Source organism: Coprococcus sp. AF16-5, from assembly GCF_003479365.1.
Taxonomy (GTDB): domain Bacteria; phylum Bacillota; class Clostridia; order Lachnospirales; family Lachnospiraceae; genus Coprococcus; species Coprococcus aceti.
Genome location: NZ_QUGZ01000003.1, coordinates 186,820 through 213,069 on the forward strand (window position 1 = coordinate 186,820; position 26,250 = coordinate 213,069).

Consider the following 26,250-nt stretch of genomic DNA (forward strand, 5'->3'; position numbering starts at 1 on the left):
ATTTCTCCTTCATCAACAAATTTAACTATCCAATATGTATCGCCCCTCTCGCTCACACGAGCGGGGCAGGTCGTCGGAACCGATTCCTAGTATGAACTTCGTTCATAGCGGTTCCTCCTAAGCATATATTTCCTTATACATATCAACTATCGACTTGCCCCTGCTCACTCGCAGCTCCTCCGCATCACCCTGAAGCACACAGGTGCCATTCTTGATAAAGAATGCGTGATCCACGATCCTCTCAAGTTCATCCACAAGGTGGCTCGACATGAGCACGGCTGTGTCATCCGATATATTCCGGACAATCGTGCTGATGATCTTCTCCCTAGCTATGATGTCTATTCCGTTCAGTGGCTCATCAAGCATAACGATCCTGCTGTCTCTGGACAGAGTAACCGCTATCTTGAGCTTTGCCAGCATTCCTGAAGACATGCTCTTCGCCTTCTGATCTGGATTCAGCTCCATCTCAGCAAGCAGTCCCATGTATTTGTCATAGTCAAAGTCATCAAAGAAATCTTTGTAATACTTTCCTATGTCTTTACAGTTCATATATCCGAAGAAGAAAGCCTCCGTCGGCATATACGCTATGTCTTTCTTTGACCTGTATGTCATAGGCACTCCATCTATTGTGATAGTTCCTGAATCCGGCTTGACCAGACCGGCTATGATCTTCATAAGTGTTGACTTTCCACTTCCATTCGGACCGAGCAGCGCATATATGTGTCCCGGCTCAATCTCCAGTGACAGGTCAGATATGGCTGTGGTCGTGATATACTTCTTAACAAGATGTTCGCATTTTAACATTGTATCATTTCCCTTCTTTTTTATTCCTTCTTGTTTCTTTCCTTTTTTCCTTTTTATTTACTTCCCAAAGTGTTCTTTTAGCAACTCTAGGATCTCATTCTGTGAAAATCCCATACCAGTGAGCTGTTCGTCAAAGCTCTGTATGATTTCCTCTATTCTCTCCTTTTTCAGGTCGTCTATGACCCTGTCATCCTCCGTCACAAATGTTCCTATTCCACGTCTGGTATAGGACAACCCCATAGACTCCATCTCGCTGTAAATCCTCGCTGCAGTATTCGGATTTATCTGGTATTCTATGGCAAGTTCTCTTGATGACGGAAGCTTAGATCCCAAAGGCAGTGTGCCCGCTATGATCTTCTGCTTTATATCCTCTATGACCTGAAGATATATGGGGATATTCGTCTTAAATTCCATCACACACCTCCTCCTTGTATGCTATCTAGCTCTTCTGTACCGCTGTACTAGTTGAATAGTACACTAGTGTCATGGTGTTGTCAACTGTATTTTTGAAATAATATATTCTTTTAAGTTTTTAACCATCCGGATAGCACCTCATGTCCTCTTTTCCTGAGTTCATTTGACAGATTGACAACCGATGTCACAACTCCATTTATAACAGGTTCATACCAGTCCGTAGTAATAAGTATCTTCATGATCTATCGTCTCCTTCTATTTCAGGCGGCGTTCATTCTGTACATCACCGCCTGCGCTTTATCCTCATATCAACTACTTTCTGGTTATTACTCTGCCATTGATAGATTTTCTGTTCCATAAAAGAACTTTTCGGATACCCTGAAGATAAATTGCCAGGAAAATCTCTTGGTGAATTTAATGCCAAATTATTTAGAAAACTCCTTGCATTTTTTTCAGAATCTTCTTATACTATTATGGCAGTGTTGATAAACACTATCGGTGCGTGGCTCAGCTTGGTAGAGCGCTTCGTTCGGGACGAAGAGGTCGTGGGTTCGAATCCCGTCGCACCGATTTTTTTGTATTCTTTTTTATATTTCACAGATATACTTTAGCAAATTTGCGTATAAAACTCCTGTTCACTGTCCATACTCTATTTAGAAGAAAATCCACAGACTGCCAGGCAGTCACCAGTTTTTTCAGATAGATTCATAATTTCAGGAGGTATACAGTACATGTCAAATATGTTTTGTTTTCAGTGTCAGCAGACAGCGGGGGGATCCGCATGTATCAATACTGGAGTGTGCGGCAAGCAGCCATCCACATCTAATCTACAGGACGAGCTTGTGTGTGAGCTTATAAAACTTGCAGAACTCTCAAAAAATGAGAATAAACACAGCGCGGTCGCCGACAGACTTATCATAGACGGTCTTTTCACAACCCTGACAAATGTAAACTTTGACGACAATGCAATAAAAGAATTTATGGGAAGGGTTAAAAACGAGCAGAACAAGATCAGCAGACCTGAGGCTGAAAAGATACAGGTGATCGACCTATGGGATGGTGACACGGATATAGTGTCCTTGCGTTCCACCCTGCTGTTTGGACTCAAGGGTATGGCGGCATACGCCCATCACGCCATGAATCTCGGCTACACAGATAATGAGGTTCTGAAGTGGTTCTACAAGGGACTGTGCGAGGTTAACAGGGAGCACAGCGTCACCGAATGGATAGAACTCATCATGGAATTTGGCCAGGTCAATTTCAAATGCATGGAGCTGCTGGACAAAGCCAACACTGAATCATTTGGCAATCCTGTGCCTACGAGAGTAAATGTTGACATCAAAAAAGGGCCATTTATCGTGGTCTCCGGTCACGACCTGAACGACCTGTCACAGCTCCTTGAGCAGACTGAAAAGACAGGAGTAAATGTATATACCCACTGCGAGATGCTGCCTGCGCACGGCTATCCGGAGCTTAACAAATACCATAATCTGGCGGGCAATTTCGGAACCGCATGGCAGAGCCAGCAGACAGAATTCGAAAATATACCCGCGCCGGTGCTCTTTACCACCAACTGTCTCATGCCGCCAAGGCCGAGCTACAAGGACAGGATCTACACCACATCAGTCGTGGGTTATGACGGCATGGTTCACATCTCAGGTACAAGAGCAGGGAAGAAAGATTTTACCCCTCTGATCAAGCACGCACAGAAGCTTGGCGGCTATGAACACGACAGGAGCATGAGCGGCATAAACGGCGGCCATATGCTGACGACCGGATTTGGCCACAACGCAGTTCTGTCACAGGCTGGCAAGATCATAGATGCAATCAAGGCTGGTCATATCAAACACATTTTCCTCGTTGGCGGCTGCGACGGCGCACATCCGGGACGCAACTATTACACCGAATTCGTAAAGCAGACTCCGATGGACACCCTTGTCCTCACCCTCGCCTGCGGCAAATACCGTTTCAACGATCTCGACCTCGGCGAAATTGACGGGATTCCTAGAATACTCGACATGGGACAGTGCAATGACTCCTACAGTGCCATCAAGGTTGCTTTGGCTCTGGCTGATGCATTTAATTGCAGCATAAACGACCTCCCACTCACCCTTGTCCTGTCATGGTATGAGCAGAAGGCTGTCTGCATACTCCTCACCCTGCTGTCGCTGGGCGTGCGCAACATGTATATCGGACCGACACTTCCGGCATTCATGTCCGAGACCGTGGTGAAATATCTGGTGGAGAATTATAAGCTAAACCCGATCACTGCTCCTGAACAGGATATGGATGCGATACTGAAACGTTGAGTATATCACTTATACTCTCCGCCATATCCGCATTTATCCCTATAGCTCTGTTTCCAAGACTTTCTGGAATCACAGCCTGATCGAGATTTAACCTGACAAGGGTTACGTTATCGTGTTCTCGTGTCAGCTTCTCAAAAGGAAAGCGGATTATTGTTGGGGTGTTAAAACCTACCCCCAGTTCAAGAAGTACAAGCTTACTGTCTATAGACTTTGTGACAAACTCACTAAAATTCCGCTCTGCCTCATACCAGGCACTGTCCTGAACAAAATAACCATCCTTGCGGAGGTTCATGTCCATAGAACCTCCGCAGACAGGGCAGCGTGGATACAGTTATCGATACAATTGTGGCATGGCACATAACATCCAGTCATACCGCTGTTTGCAGCGTTTACTATGCCTTTCTCATCATTTACCTGTGTCAGGTATTCATCCTGTATCAATAGAACGGCTCAAGCACATATCTGCTGTCATCCGGGTACACATTGTTCATAGATGGATTCTCCGCAAATATCCTGTCGATCCACAGCTTCTGATCATCCAGCCTGTGCGCCTTTCCGCTTAACCTTATCATCTGATATTCTCTGTTCATGCCCGTCACCGCAACATTTCCATCACGCATGAGCTGCGCGTAAAAATCCTTGTCCCTTGCCGTGCAGAAATAAACTTTCACACCTTCAAACAGCACTGAGAAAAAGACATATACTTCCGGCAATATATCTGCCAGATGCAAAGTTACAGTAAAATAAAAAATAAAGTGGACGGGGGATTCTATCCTCCGTCCACTTATATATTTTATATTTAGTTGTTGGATACCGTTTCCTCGGACTGCTGTGCCTCCAACGACACAGTCTCTCCGGACATATACTTCACATAATCCAGATAGTCATTATTCCAGTCCGCATACTTTTCTGAATGTCTCTTATCCTTAAAAGAATAATTCTCTGAAATATATTTTCCAAGATAGGCGCTTACCTTCTCTGCGCCCTTACAGTTGAGATGTCTTCCGCCATCCCTCGTGTCGGTGCTCCAGTCAATCGCATAATCACCCTTGAGCGTATTCATATCGACAAATTCAATATTCTTGGCCTTAGCATACTTAACCATTGCATTGTGTCTTGCATAATTCCATGACTTCGCCGTCGGAGTCTCCATGAACATGATCTTGATTCCATTCTTCTCACACTTGTCTATAAGCTTATCGAGCAGTATCTTTGATACCTCCGGTATGTCCTCAACAGCCTTGGTTTCCACCATCTTGCTCTGGCCTGAAAACGGCTTGACCTCCATGCTGAGATACTGTCCTCTTGAGGCTGATCTGTATGTGTAATCCCTGGCACCGAACATGTCCGAAACACTCATGCTCTTCCACCTGTTGTGGTACTGTGCAAGAGGCAGATACTTATATGCCAGATTCTTCAGGTTGTTCTCAACCTTTTTCAATGTCGTCTTGCCTGTCCAAAGCATATTCACATCAAACACCACCAGCTTTGGCTTCTGACATGTGAGCACTTCATCCAGAAGGTTGGATGCCCCGGTCACATTCTGGAATCCCTCAGCCGCCACATATGTTGGAATTCCATATTTGTTCCATATATACATCGGAGAACATGCACTGTAGGCATTGCTGTCTCCAAGCACCAGTACGTCTATCGAATTCTTCGGTTCTCCATAGAAGCCCCTTGCATTCGAGTTGGTTATTCCGCTTCCCGGATCGCTCCGCTTCGGAGTAAACGCAGCTCCCAGCACTCCCATGATCATCACGGCCACCAGGGCAAATGCTATGGATTTTATTATATTACGTCCACTTTTCTTCATAGATAAATCACCTCTAAAACTGTGCATATATAAATCCAGCCACCTCATAGCCCTTGCCATATGCTCCGAGTATGATCACTCCAAACAGCAGCACATAGTAAACTGCCCATCTGAGGGCTATATTCTTCGTTGCAAGCTCTGCTCTTATCTGGTGTCCCTTCTCCTTGTAAAGTCCAACCAGGAACAGAATGAGCGCGCCCACTGCCAGCACTGCAAAATCTGCCATGTCAAGCTTCATTCCAAGCAAAGTTCCATTTGTCAGATCCGCAAATGTAAATCCCCTGAACATGGACACAAACATGTGTCCAAATGCTGTAAGATCATCAGCCCTGAACATGAGCATTCCCACATTCACAAAAATGAAGGTCCTGACAACCTGAAGCAGCCTGTATACCTTTCCCTGGCGGTCAACATTCATTTTCCCATACAGCTTCTTGAAAAGAGGCTCCATGAGAAGTCCGATTACCATGATAGCCCAATAATAAAGACCATACATGACGTACTTCCAGCTTGCGCCGTGCCAAATACCCGTTCCAAACCACACTATGAACATCGCTATAGACATAGGAACAAATGTCGCGAAGAAAGTATTCATATGTTCCCTGGTCTTCTTACTCAGCTTCACAAATGGCTTGGACAGTGAAACTGAATAGAACACATAGTCCTTGAACCATGCACCGAGAGTCATATGCCACCTTCTCCAGAACTCACTGACCGTCTTTGACATAAACGGCTGATTGAAGTTCTCTGAGAGTCCTATTCCGAACATCTGGGCACTTCCCCTTACTATATCCATACAGCCTGAGAATTCCGCATAGAGCTGTAATGTGTAGAGCAGCATTCCCACTACTACCGGAAGTCCTGTGTAGCTTGCGTAATTGTCAAATATCTGGTTCACATACATATTTGCGCGATCTGCAATAACTATCTTCTTGAAGAAGCCCCACAGTATAAGCTGGAGTCCCATGGTCATGTTCTCATAACTGAACCTATGCCCCTCATACATCTGCTCTCCAACAAGATCGAACCTGGCTATAGGTCCCTCAACAATGTGCGGGAAAAATGCAAGGAAAAGTGCAACCTTGCCAAACTTGTCCGATGCCCTGTATTTGCCTCTGTACACGTCCACTATGTAACTCACCGCAGACAGTGTGTAGAACGAGATTCCAAGCGGCATCATCCTCTGATACATCGGATTCTCTACATTTATGTGTATGAGTCCAAGCACATCTGTAAATACCTGTCCAAGGAATACCGAATATTTCAGGAATACCAGGATTCCTACATTCACAAGCACCACGCATACGCACACGCACTTTTTCTGCCATCCGATAAGTGCCTTGTACTCTTTTTTGTTTTCCTTTGGCAGAGCTTTCCTTGCCATGCTGCAGCCATCATCTATCTTGTTTATCAGCAGGCCGCCCACATATATGGTCAGCGACCCGAACAGGATAAATATGATATATCTGCCTGAATTGATAAAATAAAACAGATAGCTGAATGCCAGCAGCACCTTCCATCTGTGCTTCAGCGGCACTATATTGTACACTATAAACGCTCCGAGCAATATAAATACCAGATACGATATCGACGTATATGACATATTTCTCACTCCTCCAGTATTTTTTGACGGCAGTCAGTCCCCGCCATCTTCCAATATCTATATCTGCTCTTACTCGTCTTCAAGTCTCTGGATCATATCGTATATGGTCTGGACTGTCTTGAAGTTCTCCGGTGTGATATCAACAGGAGAAATGTCTACGTCAAACTCATCGCTGAGCTGAAGCACCAGCGTAACCATCGTGATGGAATCCAGCACGCCATGTCCTATAAGATCTGTCTCGTTCTCATAATCAACTCCAGGTTTTACCTCATTCAAAATCTTTAATAATTCTTCCATAATCCCATATCTCCTTATAATAAAAATTTTCTACATATTATAATTTTCACGGCAATACCAACGCAGCACATAAAGTGAATTATATCTATATAAGCTTGATAATACCACATGAAGGACATTTGAGGTCGCCGGCACTCAACGCGCTTGCAAGTGCTAGTGCCGCTGCAGACCGAAATGAGCGAGAGCGTTCCGAATGTGGTATATCACGCTTATGTAGATATTCGCTATTTTCCCTGCGCGTATTCCGCCTTCAGCCTCTTCCTGTCTATCTTGCCATTTGCATTGTGGGGCATGCTTGTCACCCTGACAAAACGGTTCGGCTCCATGTAGTGTGGGACCCTCTCCTGAAACGCCTTAAGCAGCTCCGTCTCGTCCTTCTTCTTGCCCTCGTAGATGAACACGATCTTGTCAGCCGCATCATCATATATACAGGCATAGCTTCTGATACCGTCTATGGCTCCCGCTGCCGCCTCGATCTCGCCGAGCTCTATGCGGTAACCCATGTGCTTGATCTGGTAATCCTTACGGCACACATAGACCAGCTCGCCGTATCTGTTGTACTTCACCAGATCACCGGTCTTGTATACCAGCTCTGGATAGTTCGGATTGATCGGATTCTGGACAAATGCCTCTCTCGTCTTCTCCGCATTTCCGAAGTAGCCCAGCGCCACAAATGAACCCCTGGCATAGAGCTCCCCCTCACGACTGAAGCCCGTCTCAGGATCAATCTCCGGTGACACCTCCCTACCGTTCTCATCAAGAACAAACACATCACAGTTGTTGCACGCATGTCCCATCGGCAGCGGCTCGTCATCGGCAAATACTCTGTCCACCACGTAATACGTACATATGTCGGTCGTCTCTGTTGGGCCGAACAGATTTGCATACATGGCATCCGGAAGATTCTGTATCCAGTAATTCAGCGGCTTTGTCGGCATCACCTCTCCGGCAAACAGCACCTTCTTCAGCTCGGGAAGCTGGGCGTACTGGAACAGCTTGTAATTTGCAACGATCTGCAATGCCGATGGCACCCAGTATATCGTGTTGATCCTGTATGTATTCATGAATTCCATCAGCTTCATAGGGAAGGTGAAATACGCCTTCGGTATGATGTACAACGTGGCACCATTTTTAAGAGTGCTGTAGAGATCTGACACCGACATGCTGAAGTAGAACGGTGTCTGGCTTCCGAATATCGTACTCTCGTCTATACCAAATGCCTCCGTGTACCAGTAGGTGTAGGATATTACATTCCTGTGTGATACCACAGCGCCCTTTGGAACTCCGGTCGAGCCCGATGTGAAAAGCGCATACACGGGATCCGTGTCTATCGCCCTGCTTCTGACCGCATCCAACACCGACTGATCTGCACTTGTGTCCAGCTCGTCAAGATTTAATATCCTGAATACCTCTTTGTTCTCGCCTTCCTGTCCCTGGCATCCATCTTCATCCACGCCATTTCTGGAAAGCTCCAGTGCCTTCTCCATATGCCCGATGTCAGTCACGACTGCAACCGGATTCAGCGTTCCGAGTATCGACTCGGCTCTGGACGCCGGCATCTCCGCATCCAGTACCACATAGAAATTGCCACTGTAGACAACTCCCATATAGGCAGCCACACTCCCAGGCTTTTTGTCCAGCAACACGGCAACAGGCTTATTCCTCACGCCATCTGTCTTCTCATATATCCATGCACCGATCTGTCTGGAAAGCCTCTCCATCTGACCATATGTGAGTCCGCCTTCCTCATCTGCAACTGCCAGCTTATCTGGATATTTTAAAGCCGAATTCTCTATAAATTCCAATATATTTTTCAATATTTACCACCTCGTTTAACCACCTTTTTCTTTCTTCCAAAATCGAATAGATTATATGCCAAGCCTTTCTGCCAGTTCAACTTAATATACATTCAACAGACTTAATTATATGTAAGAGTTATTACAATATGGTTACACTTCCTCAATCCATCAGCGTAATCCGCACTGCAGCTTCTCACTACACCTGCTGATTATAGCCGCCATCCCTTTAAGTTTCAATGAGGCGAATCTTTAAGATATCTTTAAGTAAAACAAAAAACAGCGGCAGACATGTCCATCCACGGACATATCTGTCGCTGACAAATGTATAAATATTTGTTTTCCCGGCACGGCTTACACGCCATACCTGATCCTTAGTCTCTTGACAAATCCCACAGATTTTCTCGCATTGTATAGCTTATCGGCAAATATATACAGGGTTCTGAGCTCTGCCTGCAACACGTGCATCAAACTCCAGATTCTCCTGTCTGTCCCAGCCCTCATATTTCTTTCTGAACTGTCTGTATACCTTCTGATCCATAAGCTGGCTTACCGCACTTATGTCCTCCCGCCGCACCAGCATATGCGCCTCATCCGTTCCGGCACATACCGCACGATCATAAAGTCCTGCTCCATCTTCTCTATTCCTCTGCCTTCTTTCCCTTCTCCTTATATTAATATAAAGATTAAGTATTGCGACAAGAGCTATAAGTTCCAGTATAACTCCTGCCACAAGGCATATATTCATATATTTCATTTCAAACAATCCAAACATTACAACCATTCTTTTCGTTATAACAACATATTATCCTAAAGTATATGGCAAAAAGTAATTCCAGACGCACAAAAACCGCCAATATCGCTTATGATATGGCGGTTTTGTCGATATTCTTATTACTTTCACTCTTATTCCAGCTCCTCCAGAGCATCCAGATAACTCTCCATCCACTGCACCTGCTTTGCGCTTTTCGCATCTTCTTCATCCGGTTCGTCCGGATCATCCGGCCACTCATCGCCCTCGTCAAGCTCCTGCATGGTCAGCCAGTTGTCAGCCACCTCAAGCTGAAGCATCCTTCCATCGTCACACTCCAGACTCACCAGCACCATAAGCGGCTCCCCCGGAAGCCTCTCCTCACAGCCGAAGTCGGCCTCATCTATTCTCTTTATTGTCCACATATTATCACCTCATGTTCTGTAGATGTCATAAATCACTCTACCCGTATCTTCAAAAAGTCTATGAGTGCTTCCAGCGTCAATTCCTCCTTGCGCCATATCCACTCTGTCTCTATCGTATAGAACAGCCCGCCGCCTATGTCACATGCCGCCGCAAACTTCTGTCTCTGCTTTCTGGACTTCTTATACTTGAATATATAATAGTAATAAAGTCTTCCCTCTATCACTTCATGTTTCAGATATGCCCTTGTCCGCAGTTCCTCCGGGCAGGCTTCATCCTCCACCAGCTCATCCAGCACGTAATCCTCAGCCGTCTCATCATCGATAGCCTCCTGAAGTGAACAATAGACAAGTTCCGGCTTAAGCTCCTCATTAAACCCCGCAAATGCCGGATCACTGTCATCGCCATCTATCAGTCTATACCTCTGAGGCAGGTCAAAGCTTATCTTTCTGGCACCTGACTGCAATGAATATGTATTGATTAATTGTGCATCTCCAGTCATCCCATAGATGTCCGCATATGGCATATCGTTTTTTCCATATACATTCCTATCATTTTCCATACCTGAACCTTCATCTAACTTTATAGATGTGTCCGTTAAATCATATGTATATCCGCCACCAGCATTTATCGTGCCAGAATAATCAGCCTCACCATATCCTACACCATCATACTCGTTCCCACCGTTAGCAGCTCTATCCGCCTCGCTGGCCTTCTTCGCCTGAAATCCGGATACTAGGAACGACACAAAAGCCAGCAATCCGATCAGAAACATCAATCCCTGTTCCGAAATATACGACCACAGCTCTGACAGATCCGATATATTTCCATGTGACTCTTGATATATATTGTATATTCCTGCTCCCCAGAACAGCACCAGCATGGCCCCGGCCACGACAAAGCAGGCGATCGCACTCTGTAAAACATACTTTAATCTTCTCATCTACCCTTCACCCCTGTCATTTCGCTTTTAATACACACATGCTTGCATCAACATACCGCAAGCATCTACCCCAAAGATACCGCATATTATACCCTCCAGTTCGCAGAATATCAATTACATTTGATATTTGATTACTCTTCTCATACAGCCGTTTCATATAGTCTCTTATGCCATATCTGTTATAAAGTCCTGTGAGTGCATCGTTGGAGCTCTTGGAATCGCTCTTCACCATGACCTTCATTACGTCCATGGACTTAACAGAAAACTTGAGCTCAGCGCCATACTTACCGGACTTGTTCATGCCTGCGATCATGGATTTTGATCCGTCTCTCACACCAAAAGAGAACCCCAAATCTGAAGTGTGTACTTCTAATCTGGGGTCCTTTTTCATATATACTAGATATATCCTATTTTAGTACAGCTTCGCACCTGCAGGAATATGGTTATCAACCATCAGAAGGTGAAGCTTCTCCTCGCCCTCTTCCTCATGGATAGCTGAAAGAAGCATACCGCATGAATCGATTCCCATCATCTTTCTAGGTGGAAGGTTTGTTATTGCAATAAGTGTCTTGCCGACTAACTCCTCTGGCTCATAGAATGCATGGATTCCTGAGAGGATGGTTCTGTCTGTGCCTGTGCCGTCATCCAGTGTGAACTGAAGGAGCTTCTTGCTCTTTGGCACTGCTGAACATTCCTTAACCTTTACCGCTCTGAAGTCTGATCTTGAAAATGTCTCAAAATCAACCTCATCAGCAAAAAGTGGCTCTATATCTACCTTGGAGAAATCGATCTTCTCGTTTGGTGTGAAGAATCCGTTGTTGTCACCGGCTGTCTCAGATACTGAATCAGAATCTGAACCACCCTCACTCTTCATAGTCGGGAACAGAAGAACATCTCTGATCGCCTGTGAATCTGTAAGGAGCATAACCAGTCTGTCTATACCATAACCGATACCGCCTGTTGGAGGCATACCGATCTCAAGCGCATTGAGGAAATCCTCATCTGTGTGCTCAGCCTCGTCATCTCCGGCTGCGGCATTCGCATCCTGAGCGGCAAATCTCTCACGCTGATCGATAGGATCGTTCAGCTCTGAGTATGCGTTACACATCTCCCATGTGTTGATGAAGAGCTCGAAACGCTCAACCTTTGTAGGGTCTGAAGGCTTCTTCTTCGTAAGTGGTGAGATCTCGATCGGATGATCCATGATGAATGTAGGCTGGATCAGCTTCTCCTCACAGAACTCCTCGAAGAACAGGTTCACGATGTCGCCCTTCTTGTGGCGCTCCTCGTACTCTACGTGATGCTCGTCAGCGATCTTCTTCGCCTCAGCGTCATCAGCAACCTGGTCAAAATCAACACCTGTATATTTCTTGATAGCGTCAACCATAGTCAGACGCTCAAATGGCTTGCCAAAGTCGATCTCGATTCCGTTGTATGAGATCTTGGTGCTTCCACATACCTTCTCTGCGAGGTAACGGAACATGGACTCTGTGAGCTCCATCATACCATAGTAATCTGTGTATGCCTGGTACAGCTCCATCAGAGTGAACTCAGGGTTGTGACGTGTGTCAACACCCTCGTTACGGAATACTCGTCCGATCTCGTATACTCTCTCAAGACCGCCGACGATAAGTCTCTTCAGGTAGAGCTCAAGTGATATACGGAGCTTTACATCCTCATTGAGTGCATTGTAATGTGTCTCAAATGGTCTGGCTGCGGCACCACCGGCATTGCTGACCAGCATAGGTGTCTCAACCTCCATGAAGTCACGTCCTGCCAGGAAGTTACGGATCTCCTTTAATATCTGTGATCTCTTGATAAATACTTCCTTGCTGTCCTGGTTCATGATGAGATCCACATATCTCTGACGATATCTCATATCTGTATCTGTCAGTCCGTGGAACTTCTCAGGAAGGATCTGGAGTGACTTAGAGAGAAGTGTGATCTCCTCTGCATGTATGGATATCTCACCAGTCTTTGTTCTGAATGCATATCCCTTAACTCCATATATATCACCGATATCTGACTTCTTGAAGTCAGCGTATGACTCCTCACCGATCTGATCTCTTGCAACATACACCTGAATGTTGCCCTTAAGATCCTGAATGTTACAGAAAGAAGCCTTACCCATGACACGCTTGAACATCATACGTCCTGCGATGCTCACATTGATAGGTGAAGCATCCATGATGGCTCTTCTCTCATTGTAATCGTTGTTTAAAACTTCTCTCTTCTCTGCCTCTTCAAGGTCCTCAACTGAAGGTGTCTGTCTACCAGCCAGAAGCTCTGCCTCATGTGCTGTGTACATCTCCTTCACATCTGCGCTGTGCTGCTGCACATCATACTTTGTTATGACAAATGGATCCTTGCCTGCCGCCTGAAGGTCTGCCAGCTTCTCGCGGCGCACCATCTGCAGCTTATTAAGATCCTGATCTTTTCCCTTGTTATTCTGCTCTGCCATCTTCTCTTACAGCTCCTGTCTCTTAATATCAAGTACCCTGTACTTAAACTCTCCGTCCGGTGCCTCCACCAGAACCTCTTCGCCAACCTTTGCACCCTTGAGTGCCATTCCAACAGGTGACTCATCTGAGATCTTGTTGTTCATGATATCCGCCTGTGATGAACCAACGATATCGTACTCGATCTTCTCATCGAACTCGTAGTCATATACAACTACCTTACATCCGATACCCACAACTCCTGTATCGACCTCATCTTCGTCGACTACTTCTATATTCTTGAGCATGGCCTCGAGCTGCTCGATTCTTGCCTCGATGTCTCTCTGCTCGTCCTTGGCTGCATCGTACTCTGCATTCTCTGACAGATCTCCCTGCTCTCTGGCCTCTTTGATCTTAGCTGCGATCTCTCTACGTTTATTAACCTTCAGATTCTGAAGCTCTTCCTCTATCTTCTTGAGACCTGAATAAGTAACCACATTCTTCTTCTCTGCCATTGCCGCACATACCTCCTAAATATCATAAATTATTGACTCCACAGCTCAGCATTTCCGCATACTATGGTATAAAAAAATGCGGAAGATGGGACTTGAACCCACACGGTATTGCTACCACAGGCACCTGAAGCCTGCGCGTCTGCCAATTCCGCCACTTCCGCATGTTCACAACGAACGTTAATATAATATACTGTTTGCCTTGGTATGTCAACCACTTTTTTTGCATTTCCGCAAGCATTTTCCCATAAAAAAGGAAAAACATATATACCACATTTCCATGCATGTATATATGTTTTCCCGCAAATATATCTACTGCTTGTTATTACCTAACATATGCCATTACTTTTTGCTCTTGGCACTGGCGGTCTTGGAGTATGCTGACTGAGCAGCACATCCACCGTCGTTAACTGCCACTGCAGCGACCTTGTAATAGTATGTCTTGCCCTTTGCAGCCTTCTTGTCTGTAAAGCTGCATGATGATGTTGTACCGATCTTAGAGTACTTACCATTCTTCTTTGTTGCGCGATATACTACGTAGTTCTTCGCTCCTGTAACGCTACTCCACTTTACTGTGATCTTCTTGGCTCCGGTGTTAGATGCACCTGACATCTTTGGTGTACCTACAGCATGTGTATACACTGCCTTATACTGCTTTGCAACTTCATAGTCAATGCTGCAGTTAACCCCGCTGACAATTGTCGATGGCTGTATAAAATATGTATACTCAAGCTTGGTCGTGAGCTTGCGGTCACTGAAGTTTGTTGACGTTGTCTGTCCCAGCCACTGGGTTGTGCCGAGAACAGGGTTCATTCTGTATACTGTGTAAGAATCTGCACCAGGCACCGCTGACCATGTAACTCTGACCTCGGATGTGGACTTTCTCACAGCCTTTACATTCTTAGCAAGAGGGATATAGTTGACGCTGACGGATGTCATCTCGCCCTGCTTCTTACCCTTGTATGGCACTACGTATGCAGAGTAATACTTAATACCCTTACTGCTGCTTCCTGTATTCTTGAACTTGTATGTATTTCTGGCTGCAGATTTGATCACTGCAACCTGCTCAAGCTTATTTGTGTAGTTATTTCTCGCAAATATCTTGTAGCCTGAAGCTCCCCAGACTCTGTTCCACTTGAGATTGGTGTATATCGTCAGGTTTTTCTTGTCTTTGCTTGCAGATACCGTGGATGAGACAGCCTCGAGCTCTCTCACGCTCTCTGTGTATCCGGTCTGGAGCCATTTGTATGTCACGTTCTCACAAATGACCTTTCCACCTGAAACGCTCTGGCTCTTAAGCTTGAATGAATACTCAGCGCCAGATGCAAGTCCCTTGATGGTGCATGATGTTCTCTTTGTCGCAACAGCTCTCTTATATCTGTCTCCCGATATATCGGATCTCATATACCAGACTTCATACATATTTGCTCCGGCTGCCTTATCCCATGTGAGCTTTACTGAGCTCTTTGTGTTCTGAACCGCTGTGAGCTCTGTGGTACCCATGAGTATCTTTACGCCGCGGACCTCACTTGCAGTTCCCTTTGAAACCGCTCTGGTAGAGGCATCATAATACTTTGGAACTACCTTGTAGTAGTATGTCTTTCCAGCCTTAACTGTTGTATCTGTATACTCCGGTGTGTATATCGTCTTTATCTTCTTAAAGCCCTTTGTCTTTGAAGTTGAACGGTACAGATCGAACTGGTTGGCAGCGCCGTAATCGCTTACCGTTATATCAGCACCCTTTGCGCCTCTATCGACTGAAAGCTCCGCTGTTCCAAGCCTGCAGTCCACCTTTGCAACGGCTGATGTCTCTACAACCCTGGATGTCTTATTGTATGAGTCAGTTCCGGTTACTATCTTCGCCATATAGTAATAGGTATTTCCTACTTTTACATTATCATCATAATACCTCACTTCAGAAGCTCCATACATGTAACCGACGCCTGACAAAATCCTCGTAAAGCCTCCTGATGGCTTTGTGGATCTGTACACCTCATACCAGATATCATTCTGTACGTAGCTGTCAAATGGGAACGACACAGATACTCCACCTAATTCTCTATATCCGGTATCTCCCGTAGAATATGATACGTATTCTGAAGGCTTCCTGCTGCGGCTGAACTTAGGTGCTTCAAAATATATCTTTCCCGACTCCTGCGACACCGTCTGTCCATTGTCATCACTGACTACCAGCTTAAACTGATATGTCGCACCGGCAACTCCTCTGAATTCCGTATCCACATGCCAGCTTCCGTCATAGTCACTGTCTGTCCACGAGTCATACCATGCTCCATTTACATAGAGAACAGCCTCTGTTCCATATCCCAGAGCGCTTATATGTACAGAACCGCTACTTACGGTATCCTGACCTCCTACACTAAAATATGTTATGGATGCTTCTTCAGCAAACGCCACCTCAGCCTGAGCGGACTGTACATCTGCACTGCCGTCTGCTGCCATTGCTGGCAATGCATCACCAAACACCATGGTTGAAGCAAGCGCCACGCATAAAGCTTTCTTTATCAATCTATTCTTCATAGTTTACCCCTTTTCATCTATTTGCGGATCTTTATTCCCTTTGCATGTGATGCAACTGACTTGACTGTCTTTCCTCCATCATTAACTGTTGAAGCCACAACCTTGTAGTAATAGGTCGTTCCCTTCTTGAGCTTCTTGTTCATGTATGAAAGCTTTGTAGCTCCAGTCTTGCCGACCAGCTTGTATGTTCCATTCTTGCTGGTTGAACGATATACATAGTATCTGGTTGCATTTGTAACCTTCTTCCATGTTACAGTCGCTGTACCCTTGGAACCGTTTACAACCTTTGTTATGGCCGGTGATGCAAGCTTATGTGTATAGTCACTGCTATACAAATCATATCCGCTGCTGAATCCAAAGTCTGTGCCTACAACAACAGAGTATGTATACTTCATTCCGTCTGTCACGTTCACATCCGTGAAGTTAGTTGCCTTTGTCGATCCTATGTACTGGCGTACACCGAGCTCTGTAGTTCTGTATACATAGTATTCCTTTGCCCCGCTTACAGCAGACCATGTTATCTTGGTCGATGTTGTGCTCTTCTTTACAGCCTTAACACGCTTTGCACTTGGCATCTCTGAATTCCACAGAGTGTTATCCTCGCCTCTTGCCTTTCCCTTATATGGTCTCACATATATCTGAGAGTATTTGCGCTCCTTGCCCTTGGCACTTGTGTTTGTAAATGTATATGATGTCTTTTTTCCCGATTTTATCTTCTTGATGGTCTCTATCTTGCCTGTACTGCTGTTGAGGCCTGATATAACATATCCTGATGCGCCCCAGTCTCTGTACCATGTGAGAGAATATCTTACAGACAGGACATCCTTCCTGCCGTTCAGTGATGAAGATACAGCTCCCGCAGTCAGATCCTGGACTCTCTTGGTGTAACCCATGGTCCTCTCAGATGTATCTGTCGTCTCATATCTCACGGCAGCTCCTGATTTCTTGACTGTCCTTATCATCACCTTGTATGTTCCGTTCGGATCAAGCTTTGTAAGGGTGCATGAGTTTTTCTTGGTGACCACCATACGCTTGTATGCATCACCGGTTATATCGGTTCTCTTTGCCCATACCTCGTATGATACGTCTGCGGTATTGTCCGCAGCCCATGTACACTTCAGTGATCTGTTGCCTGTCTGTATAAGGCTAGGTGCACCTGCTGCATTCATGATAAACTTTACGCCGACAACACCAGATGTCTTTCCTGTTGTTATCTTTCGTGTCTGTGAGTCGTAATACTTTGGCACTACCTTGTAGTAGTATACCGTTCCACTCTTGACCGCTGTGTCCGTGAAATCAGCAGAATATATAGTCTTTATCTTTCTGTAGCCCTTGCTCTTGTTTGTTGAGCGGTACACATCGTACTGATTTGCAAAATTGCTGGTCATCCACAGGAATACTCCCGGCTTACTTATCTTTTCTGATACATTCATGCTTGAAGCATAGAGCTGATCCACCTCTGGAATGCCCACCTTTACTGAAGCTGTCTTACTTGTAGCTATGACCTTGCTCGTCTTCACATACTGATCTGAACCGCTCACGATCCTGAATCTGTAATAATATGTAGTTCCGGTCTTCGCAGTGCTGTCAAGATATGCAAGTCTTGACGTGTAAGATTCACTTCCCGTTGCAATCGTGGTAAATGGCCCACCTGACTTGGTCGCTCTCTGAACCTCATACTTGACCTCATCTGAATGCCTGCTATCAAGATATACGCTGACAGACACATAGCCTGGTTTTGCATAGCCAGTGCTTCCGACTGTATATCCTACACTAACACTAGGATCACCATCAAAGCTCACCTTGTCAGTTTTGACCGGTGAAACCTTCTGTACAGTCACCTCTCCATTTGAATCGTAGGCTCTAACCTCTGCGTTGTAGGTGGAATCAAGCAACGCCGGGATCTCACAGTTAATACTAAAGGACTGCTGGTCCTCTCCGTTGTACTGTTCCCCGCACTTTACTCCATTGACCCAGACCTCAACTCTGTAAGCCCGGCCGCTTGCATTGATCGTTATGGTCCTTGAGTTCTTATAAGCTCCCGCATACCATATGCTGACATTGGCTGCCGCCACATCAGCCTGTTCCTCCGCCGCCACTGTGGCAGCAGTTCTTCCGTCTGCCGCATTTTCCACACTGGCTGCCATAGCCGTGCCCGCCTCACCGAGCATCATGGCTGAAGCCAGAGCAATGCACAGACATTTTCTCGCAATGTTCTTTCTCATAATATCCCCTTTCCTTTTCTATCTTTAAAATAAAGACATGTTCTCTTTTATTTTAAATTCCCGGAGCCCCTTAGTCAATGTGGATAAACCACAGATTCATTTGTCTATAGACGACAATAGAGACCGGGCATAAAACCTCGGTCTCTATCAGCTTATCCATATTCAAATATATCGCGTGCAGCTTACTCCTCTGTGGCTGCCTCAGATGCATCTGTTGCAGTTGCCTCCACCTGAACTGATCTGTTCATGAGATAGTCAAGCACGTTCTCCTCTGTGGCATAGAACATCAGGTCTGACTCTGAGTAATACTTGTCCACGTCTGAGTCATTCTCCAGATTGTTCTTGTCCATAACCTTCTGTCTGTACGCCTTTATGTCTGCGTTATCGGCGATGAGGTCATTGTCCATTGCTATGCATGACACAACGATCTTCTCCTTCATGACGTTCTCAACTGTGGTGTGAAGGTACTCAAGGAATGATGCCTCGTCCTCATATCCATAGAAATACTTCATATATGCCTCGAAGTCGATTCCGTAGTTGTCTGCGGCACTTCTCACATTTGACACCATGGACTGAACGTAGGAAGCTACCTCATCCTCAGGATACTTGTCAAATGTAACCTTCTCCTCAACAGCCTTGAGAACAGAAGTTCTGTCTGTCTCGTCCGCGGAATCGTCCTTGTCCTTCTGAACATCTTCCTTCAGATGTGCTGTGTAGTCATCGGTTGTTGTGTACTCACCATCAGTAGCCTTCTTGACCAGTGCGTCTGTGTACTCAGGCACCGTGGTAACTGATATATAATTGATCGTAACCTTGTACTCTGCTGTAAGTCCGGCAACTGTTGTGTCGCTGTAATCATCAGGATATGTCACTGTGATCGTCTTGACATCACCCGGCTTACTTCCTATGAGCTGATCGTCACTGCCATCACCAAGAGTGTTATTTCCCATGGTCAGTGTGTAATCTGTCTTGCTGTCCTTCTCTGTTCCTGAGACAGTCTCAACATAGTCCACATTGATCTTGTCGCCATCTGCCACTGTGCTGGTCTTATCCTCTGTAGTCTCAGAATTGTCACTGCAAAAACTGCTTATCGCACTGTTTACATCGTCCTCGGACACCTCTCTCGATGCCGGAACATATTCGATATCAGTGTATGCCGCCTTGTCTATGGTCGCACACTTTGAAAACTTCTTAAACTGGCTCTTTGTGTCATTGCTGCCACAGCCTGTCATCAGGCCTGCGCACATGACTGCCACCATTCCTGCTGCAAATATCTTCTTTGCTCTCATATCTTTCTCCGTACCCCTTTACTTACTCTTCAGCCTGCTCTGCGTCAGCCGCCTCTGTTGACTCTGTGGTCTCTGCAGCCTCAGTTGTTGCTCCAGTTGTCGCCTTTGCATTGTCCATAAGGAAGTTCATGACCTTCTCTGCCAGAGCGTTATACTTTATCTCAACGTCTGTAAGATTCTGTCTGAGCGTAGACTCATCAACACTGTTCTTCGTTGCATAATCAGCTATATACTTATCAGCCTCGTCATCTGTGACACTGATATTCTCCTTCTTGGCAATGGCACATACGACCATTCTCTCCTTCTGTGATTCCTCACAAACCTGCTGTACATACTGTTCAAATGCAGCGCTGTCATCATATCCATAGTAATAGTAGATATATGTGTCATACTCTATTCCGTTTGTCTCTGCCTGAGTCTTTATGGATGTTATGATCTTGTCAGCATTCGCCTGAACATCATCTGCTGATATGTTCTCTATTGTACTGTTGTTTATAACGGCAACCATGACCTCATTCTGAGCACTTGCAAGAGCTGAATCCTCCTTGTCCTGCTTGAGCTGCTCACGTACAGATGCCTCATACTCAGCAGTTGTCTTATATGAAGTATTGTTTGCAACCAGCTCATCATTGTATGTAGCCGGTTTATCTATCTTTATATAGTTAAGTGTCGTCTCGAACTTGGCCGCCTTGCCATTTAACTCATCCTTGCCATAATTCTCAGGAAAGGTTACATTCACGGTAAATGTCTCTCCCGGCTTATGTCCAACTATCTGATCCTCAAAGTTATCTATGAATGAACCAGAACCAAGGACGAGATCATATCCGCTGCCATTGGTATTGCCTCCATCGAACTCCTCACCATCTACAGTTCCGACAAAGTCAATATTTACTGTATCTCCGTTCTTCGCCTCGCTGGTTGTGTCCTTATCAAATGTAGCAAGTCCGTTCACAAATGAATCAACCTTGGCCTGAACCTCATCATCCGTGACATCAGTGCCCTTCTCCTCATACTCCATGCCCTTGTATTCACCGAGTGTGACATCTGCCGCATACTGATCCACCATATCCTCTATAGAAGCAAATTCTTCTGATGAATTGTCAGCACTCTCTGTAGCATCAGAAGATGTTGCCTTACTCGCTGTATTATCCAGCTTTCCACTCGTACCATTACTGTCGCCACAGCCTGTCATAAATGACATGGACAGAGCGAGTGCAAGAACAACTGCACATCCCTTATTAAATTTTCGCATAATCATACCTCTTTTACTTTTTATTAGAAGTGTAACCATCTTCATGATAAACTTCAACGAGTAAACTTATACCATATTTTCCTGTAAAAATAAAGCAATTTGAAATAATTCATAGAATTCTCACAAATGATTTCACATTCCTATAACAGGCAGTTTTACATCTGTTTTTGTGATGTATTTTATCTGTCCCACATTATTCAAAGGCAAATCCACAATATGTTGTGTCTACATATTTTTTATTTTTCTATATTTTGTACTTTTTGCAAATAACCTGTAGACAAACAAAATTGGGAATGATATAATCGACCATGTTGAGACATCAGTGTGAGATTTGCGACGAGGCACCTTATTTGTCGCTAATTTTTTTGCGGCTTTTTCAGTCGGCATACCATATATTGATGTCTCCTGTATGGTAGTATACAATATTTAGGGGGCGTACTTTTTTTAACGCCCATTCACATCACACACAGGGAGAATGGGAAATGCAAGTTATCAAGAGAGACGGTCGTGCTGTTTCTTACGACCGAAGCAAGATCATATTGGCTATCCAGAAGGCTAACTCGGAGGTTGAGCCTTGTGAGAAGATCTCTGACGAGAAGATCGAGGAGATCGTCGGAAGCATCGAAGCCAAGAACCGAAAGAGAATGCTCGTTGAAGATATCCAGGATATCATCGAGCAGGGGCTTATGGCCGACGGCAAGTTTGTCCTTGCCAAGACCTACATTATATACAGATACAGCCGCGAGCTCATCAGAAAGGCAAATACGACTGATGATTCTATCCTCAGTCTTATCCAGAACAGGAATAAGGATGTCATGGAGGAGAATTCCAACAAGAATGCCACCGTCGCATCCACACAGCGTGATCTTATCGCAGGAGAGGTATCAAAGGATCTTACCAAGAGAATGCTCCTCCCTGAGAAGATCTCCAAGGCTCATGAGGAGGGCGCCATCCACTTCCACGACGCAGATTATTTCCTCCAGCCTATATTCAACTGCTGCCTTATCAACATTGGGGATATGCTTGACAACGGCACAGTCATGAACGGCAAGCTCATAGAGAGCCCGAAGAGCTTCCAGGTGGCATGTACCATCGTGACTCAGATCATCGCATCTGTCGCATCCAGCCAGTACGGCGGCCAGTCAGTCGATGTCCGTCACCTTGGAAAGTACCTCAGAAAGAGCTACAACAAATATAAAAAGAGATACACCGAAGAGTTCGGCGACAAGATAGACCCTGACACACTTGAGAAGCTCATCACCGAGAGACTCAAGGACGAGCTGAAGTCAGGAGTTCAGACTATCCAGTATCAGATAAATACTCTGATGACCACCAACGGCCAGTCTCCATTTGTCACTCTCTTCCTCAACCTCAGAGAGGACGACGAGTACATCAAGGAGAACGCCATGATCATCGAGGAGATCCTCAGACAGAGACTTGAGGGAATCAAGAACGAGGCAGGCGTGTATGTTACACCTGCATTCCCTAAGCTCATATATGTCCTTGACGAGCACAACTGCCTCAAGGGCGGTGAGTACGACTATATCACAGAGCTCGCCATCAAGTGTTCTGCCAAGAGAATGTACCCTGATTACATATCAGCCAAGAAGATGCGTGAGAACTACGAGGGAAATGTATTCTCATGCATGGGATGCCGTTCATTCCTCTCCCCATGGAAGGATGAGAACGGAGAATATAAATGGGAAGGCCGTTTCAACCAGGGAGTTGTCAGTCTTAATCTTCCACAGATAGCTATACTTGCAAAGGGAGACGATGACAAGTTCTGGAGTCTTCTGGATGAAAGACTGCAGCTCTGCTACGACGCACTCATGTGCCGCCACAGAGCCCTCGAGGGTGTAACCTCTGACGTCAGCCCAGTCCACTGGCAGTACGGTGCCATCGCCAGACTTAAGAAGGGCGAGGTCATCGATCCACTGCTCCACAACGGTTACTCAACCATATCACTGGGATACATCGGTGTATATGAGACCACCAAGCTCATGCGTGGTGTGAGCCACACAGATCCTGTGGGCGAGGAATTTGCACTGAAGCTTATGCACAAGCTCCGCGCAGCCTGCGACAAATGGAAGGCAGATACGGGACTTGGCTTCGGACTCTACGGAACTCCGGCCGAGAGCCTTTGCTACAGATTTGCACGTATCGACAAAGAGCGTTTCGGAACCATAAAGGATGTCACAGACAAGGGCTACTACACCAACTCTTACCACGTTGATGTCCGTGAGAAGATCGATGCATTCAGCAAGTTCAGATTTGAGAGCCAGTTCCAGACCATATCATCAGGTGGTGCCATCTCATATGTTGAGATACCAAACATGCGCAACAACCTGGATGCTCTGGCAGAGGTCGTAAGATATATATACGACAACATACAATATGCTGAGTTCAACACCAAGTCTGACTACTGTCATGTATGTGGATACGATGGTGAGATCCTCATCAACGATGACGGCGAATGGGAATGTCCGCAGTGTGGCAACAAGGATCACAACAAGATGAATGTTACCAGAAGAACCTGCGGTTATCTTGGCGAGAACTTCTGGAACGTGGGCAAGACCAAAGAGATAAAGGCAAGAGTGCTTCATCTATAGTCTTTTATAGAAAAACACTTGATATATTCAGGCAACTGATATAAAATAACAATATGCATTAATAATTTCAATTGTATGGTCTGCATGTCGTAGAGGGCAACGCAGGCCATACTTTTGTTTTAAGATAAATTTAGAAGGGATCACATTATGAATTACGCAGATATCAAACTATTTGATGTGGCAAACGGAACCGGCGTCAGAGTGTCTGTATTTGTATCCGGCTGCACACACCACTGCAAGAACTGTTTCAACCCTGACACATGGGATTTCGGCTACGGCAAGCCGTTCACGGATGTGGAGATCAACCACATAATAGATAGTTGCAAGGAGGACTATATAGCAGGTCTCTCCCTGCTCGGCGGAGAACCTATGGAATATGTGAACCAGCAGGGGCTTCTTCCTCTGGCAAGAAAGTTCAAGGAGACCTACCCTGACAAGACCATCTGGTGCTACACCGGTTATACATTTGAAACCGATCTCTTAGACCGCATGTGTAATGAATGGGAGTATACAAAAGAACTTCTCTCCTACATTGACGTCCTTGTGGACGGAGAATTCATAGACGAACAGAAGGATCTGTCACTGAGATTCAAGGGCTCAAGGAACCAGCGTATCATAGATGTACCAAAGTCCTTGAAGACAGGCACCACAGTCCTGTGGAATGAAAGCGGAAAGTATTTTAAATAAAAGAAAAGCGGTCTGGCACACCATTAAAATGATGATGCACGGCCGCTTTTTTGTTACTTTCCTGTTGAACCGAATCCGCCGGCTCCTCTGACTGTATCGCTGAGCTCGTCCACCTGATGGAATGCTCCAACGATATAAGGAGCGATCACAAGCTGTGCTATTCTCTCCTCAGGCTCAACCGTCTGTGCCTGGGTTCCGTGATTGTGGAGTGCAACCATGATTTCCCCTCTGTAATCCGCATCCACAACTCCAACCTTATTGGCCGGTGCAAGCCCCTTCTTGGATGCCAGACCGCTTCTCGCATACACAAGTCCTGCAAATCCCTCAGGTATCTCCATGGCTATACCCGTGTGAACCATCACCGTCTGTCCCGGCTCTATAGTAATCGCCTCATCAAGACACGCATACAAATCCGCCCCCGCTGCGTAATCTGAACCGTATGTCGGTATGACTGCCTTTTCATCCAGCTTCTTAATATTGATATCGTATACTGTTGCCATCTTTCTTCTCCTCTTATTCGTCAAATTTTATCTTGTTGTACACATCCATATCCACACTCTTACTGTATGAATATCCGTTGTCCAGCTCATCTATCCAGTCCTTCATAAGGTTGTCATAGTATTCCGCATCAGCGGCATCCGTGAGCTTCTTCTTGTTCTCGGCCGTGGCCTTCTCATCCGTAATGCTTATCATCTGGAATATATGGTAACCATACTCAGTCTCCACCACCGTGGATATCTCGCCATCCGACATGCTGTACAGTATGTCCAGCGTATCCTGGCCATAGGTGCTCAATATATCATCCCTGCTCATCGTATGTGTTCCCGCATACTTAAGCTCCTTTGCGCTTCCAAGGAATGATATATCCATATCTGTGCCATCCGAGGCTTCCTCTATGGATTCATATGCCTCATCCGCCTTTTTCTTCTGCTCATCTATCTTGTCCTGTGAGTACAGGGTGATATTTCCATAATCGTCCTCCGAGTAGCACTCAAAGAACATGTCATAAAATGTACTCATCCTGGCCTGCTCATCGGATATCTCCGTGGAGCTCTGCTTCATCACATAATCATATATCTTGTCTGCCAGTGCGCTCTCACGCAAAACTCTCTTCACCGTATCGAGTTCAAGTCCAACCTCTGCGATCTGGGCATCAGCCAATTTGTCATAGAACTCTTGCGCCGCCGTATCCTGATCCTTCTGCTCGCTTGCAGTCAGGCTTATGCCGTACTCCCCGGATTTGGTTATAAGAGTCTTGGTCTTTATGAGCTTTGATATCGCCTGACGCCTTGCTGCATCCACGGCATCCATCTCCAGACCATCATCAGTCACTATGCTCTGTTTCCACACGTCACTGCCATACTTTGATTCGTACTCCTCCTTCACAGTCTGGGCATAAATATACACCTCGTCTATCTCTATGTTCTGCCCGTTGTATCTGAGAACTACCTCCTTGCCAGTCTCCTCAGTGGCATCACTGCCACATCCAGTCACGGCAAATGCACATATGAGCGCCAGCAGCACACACAACCATCTCTTCAACT

The 26,250-nt window shown here is 45.6% G+C and carries 24 protein-coding genes and 2 tRNA genes; 4 read left to right on the forward strand and 22 right to left on the reverse strand.

Features of this window, described 5'->3' with window-relative positions; translation table 11 throughout:
* Positions 1-117: 117 nt before the first annotated feature.
* The 3 genes from DWW70_RS09490 to DWW70_RS15330 form a co-directional block, all read right to left on the reverse strand.
* Entirely contained in the window at positions 118-804 is a 687-nt protein-coding gene (locus tag DWW70_RS09490; RefSeq protein ID WP_004849959.1) for an ABC transporter ATP-binding protein, read from the reverse strand.
* A 57-nt stretch (positions 805-861) separates the two neighbouring features.
* Positions 862-1,218, reverse strand: a complete 357-nt coding sequence (locus tag DWW70_RS09495) for a GntR family transcriptional regulator (protein WP_022217295.1) — start codon at positions 1,216-1,218, stop codon at positions 862-864.
* Between the two features lie 110 nt (positions 1,219-1,328).
* Entirely contained in the window at positions 1,329-1,457 is a 129-nt protein-coding gene (locus DWW70_RS15330) for a hypothetical protein (protein WP_279220212.1), read from the reverse strand.
* A gap of 257 nt (positions 1,458-1,714) precedes the next feature.
* Between DWW70_RS15330 and DWW70_RS09500 the strand changes: the two genes are divergently transcribed.
* Both DWW70_RS09500 and hcp read left to right on the forward strand, forming a co-directional pair.
* A tRNA-Pro gene (locus DWW70_RS09500) sits at positions 1,715-1,788 on the forward strand.
* Positions 1,789-1,958: 170 nt separating this feature from the next.
* Complete coding sequence (gene hcp, locus DWW70_RS09505) at positions 1,959-3,527, forward strand: hydroxylamine reductase (RefSeq protein ID WP_334294912.1); 1,569 nt, start codon at positions 1,959-1,961, stop codon at positions 3,525-3,527.
* On the opposite strand, the gene DWW70_RS09510 is transcribed toward hcp, so the two are convergent.
* From DWW70_RS09510 to tig, 17 genes are all read right to left on the reverse strand, one after another.
* On the reverse strand, positions 3,484-3,825 hold the full coding sequence (locus DWW70_RS09510) for a hypothetical protein (protein ID WP_055146654.1): 342 nt from the start codon (positions 3,823-3,825) through the stop codon (positions 3,484-3,486). The genes hcp and DWW70_RS09510 overlap by 44 nt on opposite strands.
* Positions 3,826-3,964: 139 nt before the next feature.
* Positions 3,965-4,198: a hypothetical protein gene (locus DWW70_RS09520; protein ID WP_147360145.1), complete on the reverse strand. Its 234-nt coding sequence runs from the start codon at positions 4,196-4,198 to the stop codon at positions 3,965-3,967.
* A 128-nt stretch (positions 4,199-4,326) separates the two neighbouring features.
* On the reverse strand, positions 4,327-5,343 hold the full coding sequence (locus DWW70_RS09525) for a hypothetical protein (protein WP_022217288.1): 1,017 nt from the start codon (positions 5,341-5,343) through the stop codon (positions 4,327-4,329).
* 13 nt (positions 5,344-5,356) lie between these two features.
* Positions 5,357-6,946, reverse strand: coding sequence for an MBOAT family O-acyltransferase (locus tag DWW70_RS09530; RefSeq protein ID WP_118649740.1), 1,590 nt, complete (start codon positions 6,944-6,946; stop codon positions 5,357-5,359).
* A gap of 69 nt (positions 6,947-7,015) precedes the next feature.
* The gene (locus DWW70_RS09535; protein ID WP_015533721.1) at positions 7,016-7,243 is read right to left on the reverse strand and encodes an acyl carrier protein; all 228 of its coding nucleotides are present in this window, start codon (positions 7,241-7,243) and stop codon (positions 7,016-7,018) included.
* Between the two features lie 224 nt (positions 7,244-7,467).
* Positions 7,468-9,060, reverse strand: a complete 1,593-nt coding sequence (locus DWW70_RS09540; RefSeq protein WP_118649741.1) for an AMP-binding protein — start codon at positions 9,058-9,060, stop codon at positions 7,468-7,470.
* 397 nt (positions 9,061-9,457) lie between these two features.
* Positions 9,458-9,796 (reverse strand): hypothetical protein, encoded by a 339-nt coding sequence (locus DWW70_RS09545; RefSeq protein ID WP_147360146.1) that lies wholly within the window; start codon positions 9,794-9,796, stop codon positions 9,458-9,460.
* 149 nt (positions 9,797-9,945) lie between these two features.
* Complete coding sequence (locus DWW70_RS09550; RefSeq protein ID WP_015533718.1) at positions 9,946-10,215, reverse strand: hypothetical protein; 270 nt, start codon at positions 10,213-10,215, stop codon at positions 9,946-9,948.
* Between the two features lie 32 nt (positions 10,216-10,247).
* Positions 10,248-11,156: a hypothetical protein gene (locus tag DWW70_RS09555; RefSeq protein WP_118649743.1), complete on the reverse strand. Its 909-nt coding sequence runs from the start codon at positions 11,154-11,156 to the stop codon at positions 10,248-10,250.
* 16 nt (positions 11,157-11,172) lie between these two features.
* Positions 11,173-11,490, reverse strand: a complete 318-nt coding sequence (locus DWW70_RS09560) for a hypothetical protein (protein WP_147360147.1) — start codon at positions 11,488-11,490, stop codon at positions 11,173-11,175.
* 78 nt (positions 11,491-11,568) lie between these two features.
* Complete coding sequence (gene lysS / locus DWW70_RS09565) at positions 11,569-13,617, reverse strand: lysine--tRNA ligase (RefSeq protein WP_055146672.1); 2,049 nt, start codon at positions 13,615-13,617, stop codon at positions 11,569-11,571.
* Positions 13,618-13,623: 6 nt separating this feature from the next.
* Positions 13,624-14,109 carry a transcription elongation factor GreA gene (gene greA / locus DWW70_RS09570; RefSeq protein WP_015533707.1) on the reverse strand — a complete coding sequence of 162 codons (486 nt, stop codon included), beginning with the start codon at positions 14,107-14,109 and terminating at the stop codon, positions 13,624-13,626.
* Between the two features lie 77 nt (positions 14,110-14,186).
* Positions 14,187-14,270, reverse strand: a tRNA-Leu gene (locus tag DWW70_RS09575).
* A gap of 178 nt (positions 14,271-14,448) precedes the next feature.
* Positions 14,449-16,644: a fibronectin type III domain-containing protein gene (locus tag DWW70_RS09580; protein ID WP_118649745.1), complete on the reverse strand. Its 2,196-nt coding sequence runs from the start codon at positions 16,642-16,644 to the stop codon at positions 14,449-14,451.
* 17 nt (positions 16,645-16,661) lie between these two features.
* Positions 16,662-18,869: a fibronectin type III domain-containing protein gene (locus tag DWW70_RS09585; protein ID WP_118649746.1), complete on the reverse strand. Its 2,208-nt coding sequence runs from the start codon at positions 18,867-18,869 to the stop codon at positions 16,662-16,664.
* Positions 18,870-19,051: 182 nt separating this feature from the next.
* Positions 19,052-20,158, reverse strand: coding sequence for an FKBP-type peptidyl-prolyl cis-trans isomerase (locus tag DWW70_RS09590; RefSeq protein ID WP_055223063.1), 1,107 nt, complete (start codon positions 20,156-20,158; stop codon positions 19,052-19,054).
* A 22-nt stretch (positions 20,159-20,180) separates the two neighbouring features.
* Positions 20,181-21,410 carry a trigger factor gene (tig, locus tag DWW70_RS09595; protein WP_015533703.1) on the reverse strand — a complete coding sequence of 410 codons (1,230 nt, stop codon included), beginning with the start codon at positions 21,408-21,410 and terminating at the stop codon, positions 20,181-20,183.
* A gap of 482 nt (positions 21,411-21,892) precedes the next feature.
* Between tig and nrdD the strand changes: the two genes are divergently transcribed.
* Positions 21,893-24,019, forward strand: coding sequence for an anaerobic ribonucleoside-triphosphate reductase (gene nrdD / locus DWW70_RS09600; RefSeq protein ID WP_055146687.1), 2,127 nt, complete (start codon positions 21,893-21,895; stop codon positions 24,017-24,019).
* A gap of 147 nt (positions 24,020-24,166) precedes the next feature.
* Positions 24,167-24,706, forward strand: coding sequence for an anaerobic ribonucleoside-triphosphate reductase activating protein (gene nrdG, locus DWW70_RS09605; RefSeq protein WP_118649747.1), 540 nt, complete (start codon positions 24,167-24,169; stop codon positions 24,704-24,706).
* A 53-nt stretch (positions 24,707-24,759) separates the two neighbouring features.
* Here nrdG and dut read toward each other — a convergent pair whose 3' ends face one another.
* Positions 24,760-25,206, reverse strand: coding sequence for a dUTP diphosphatase (gene dut / locus DWW70_RS09610; RefSeq protein ID WP_118649748.1), 447 nt, complete (start codon positions 25,204-25,206; stop codon positions 24,760-24,762).
* Positions 25,207-25,219: 13 nt separating this feature from the next.
* Complete coding sequence (locus DWW70_RS09615) at positions 25,220-26,248, reverse strand: SurA N-terminal domain-containing protein (protein WP_243017706.1); 1,029 nt, start codon at positions 26,246-26,248, stop codon at positions 25,220-25,222.
* Between the last annotated feature and the right edge of the window lie 2 nt (positions 26,249-26,250).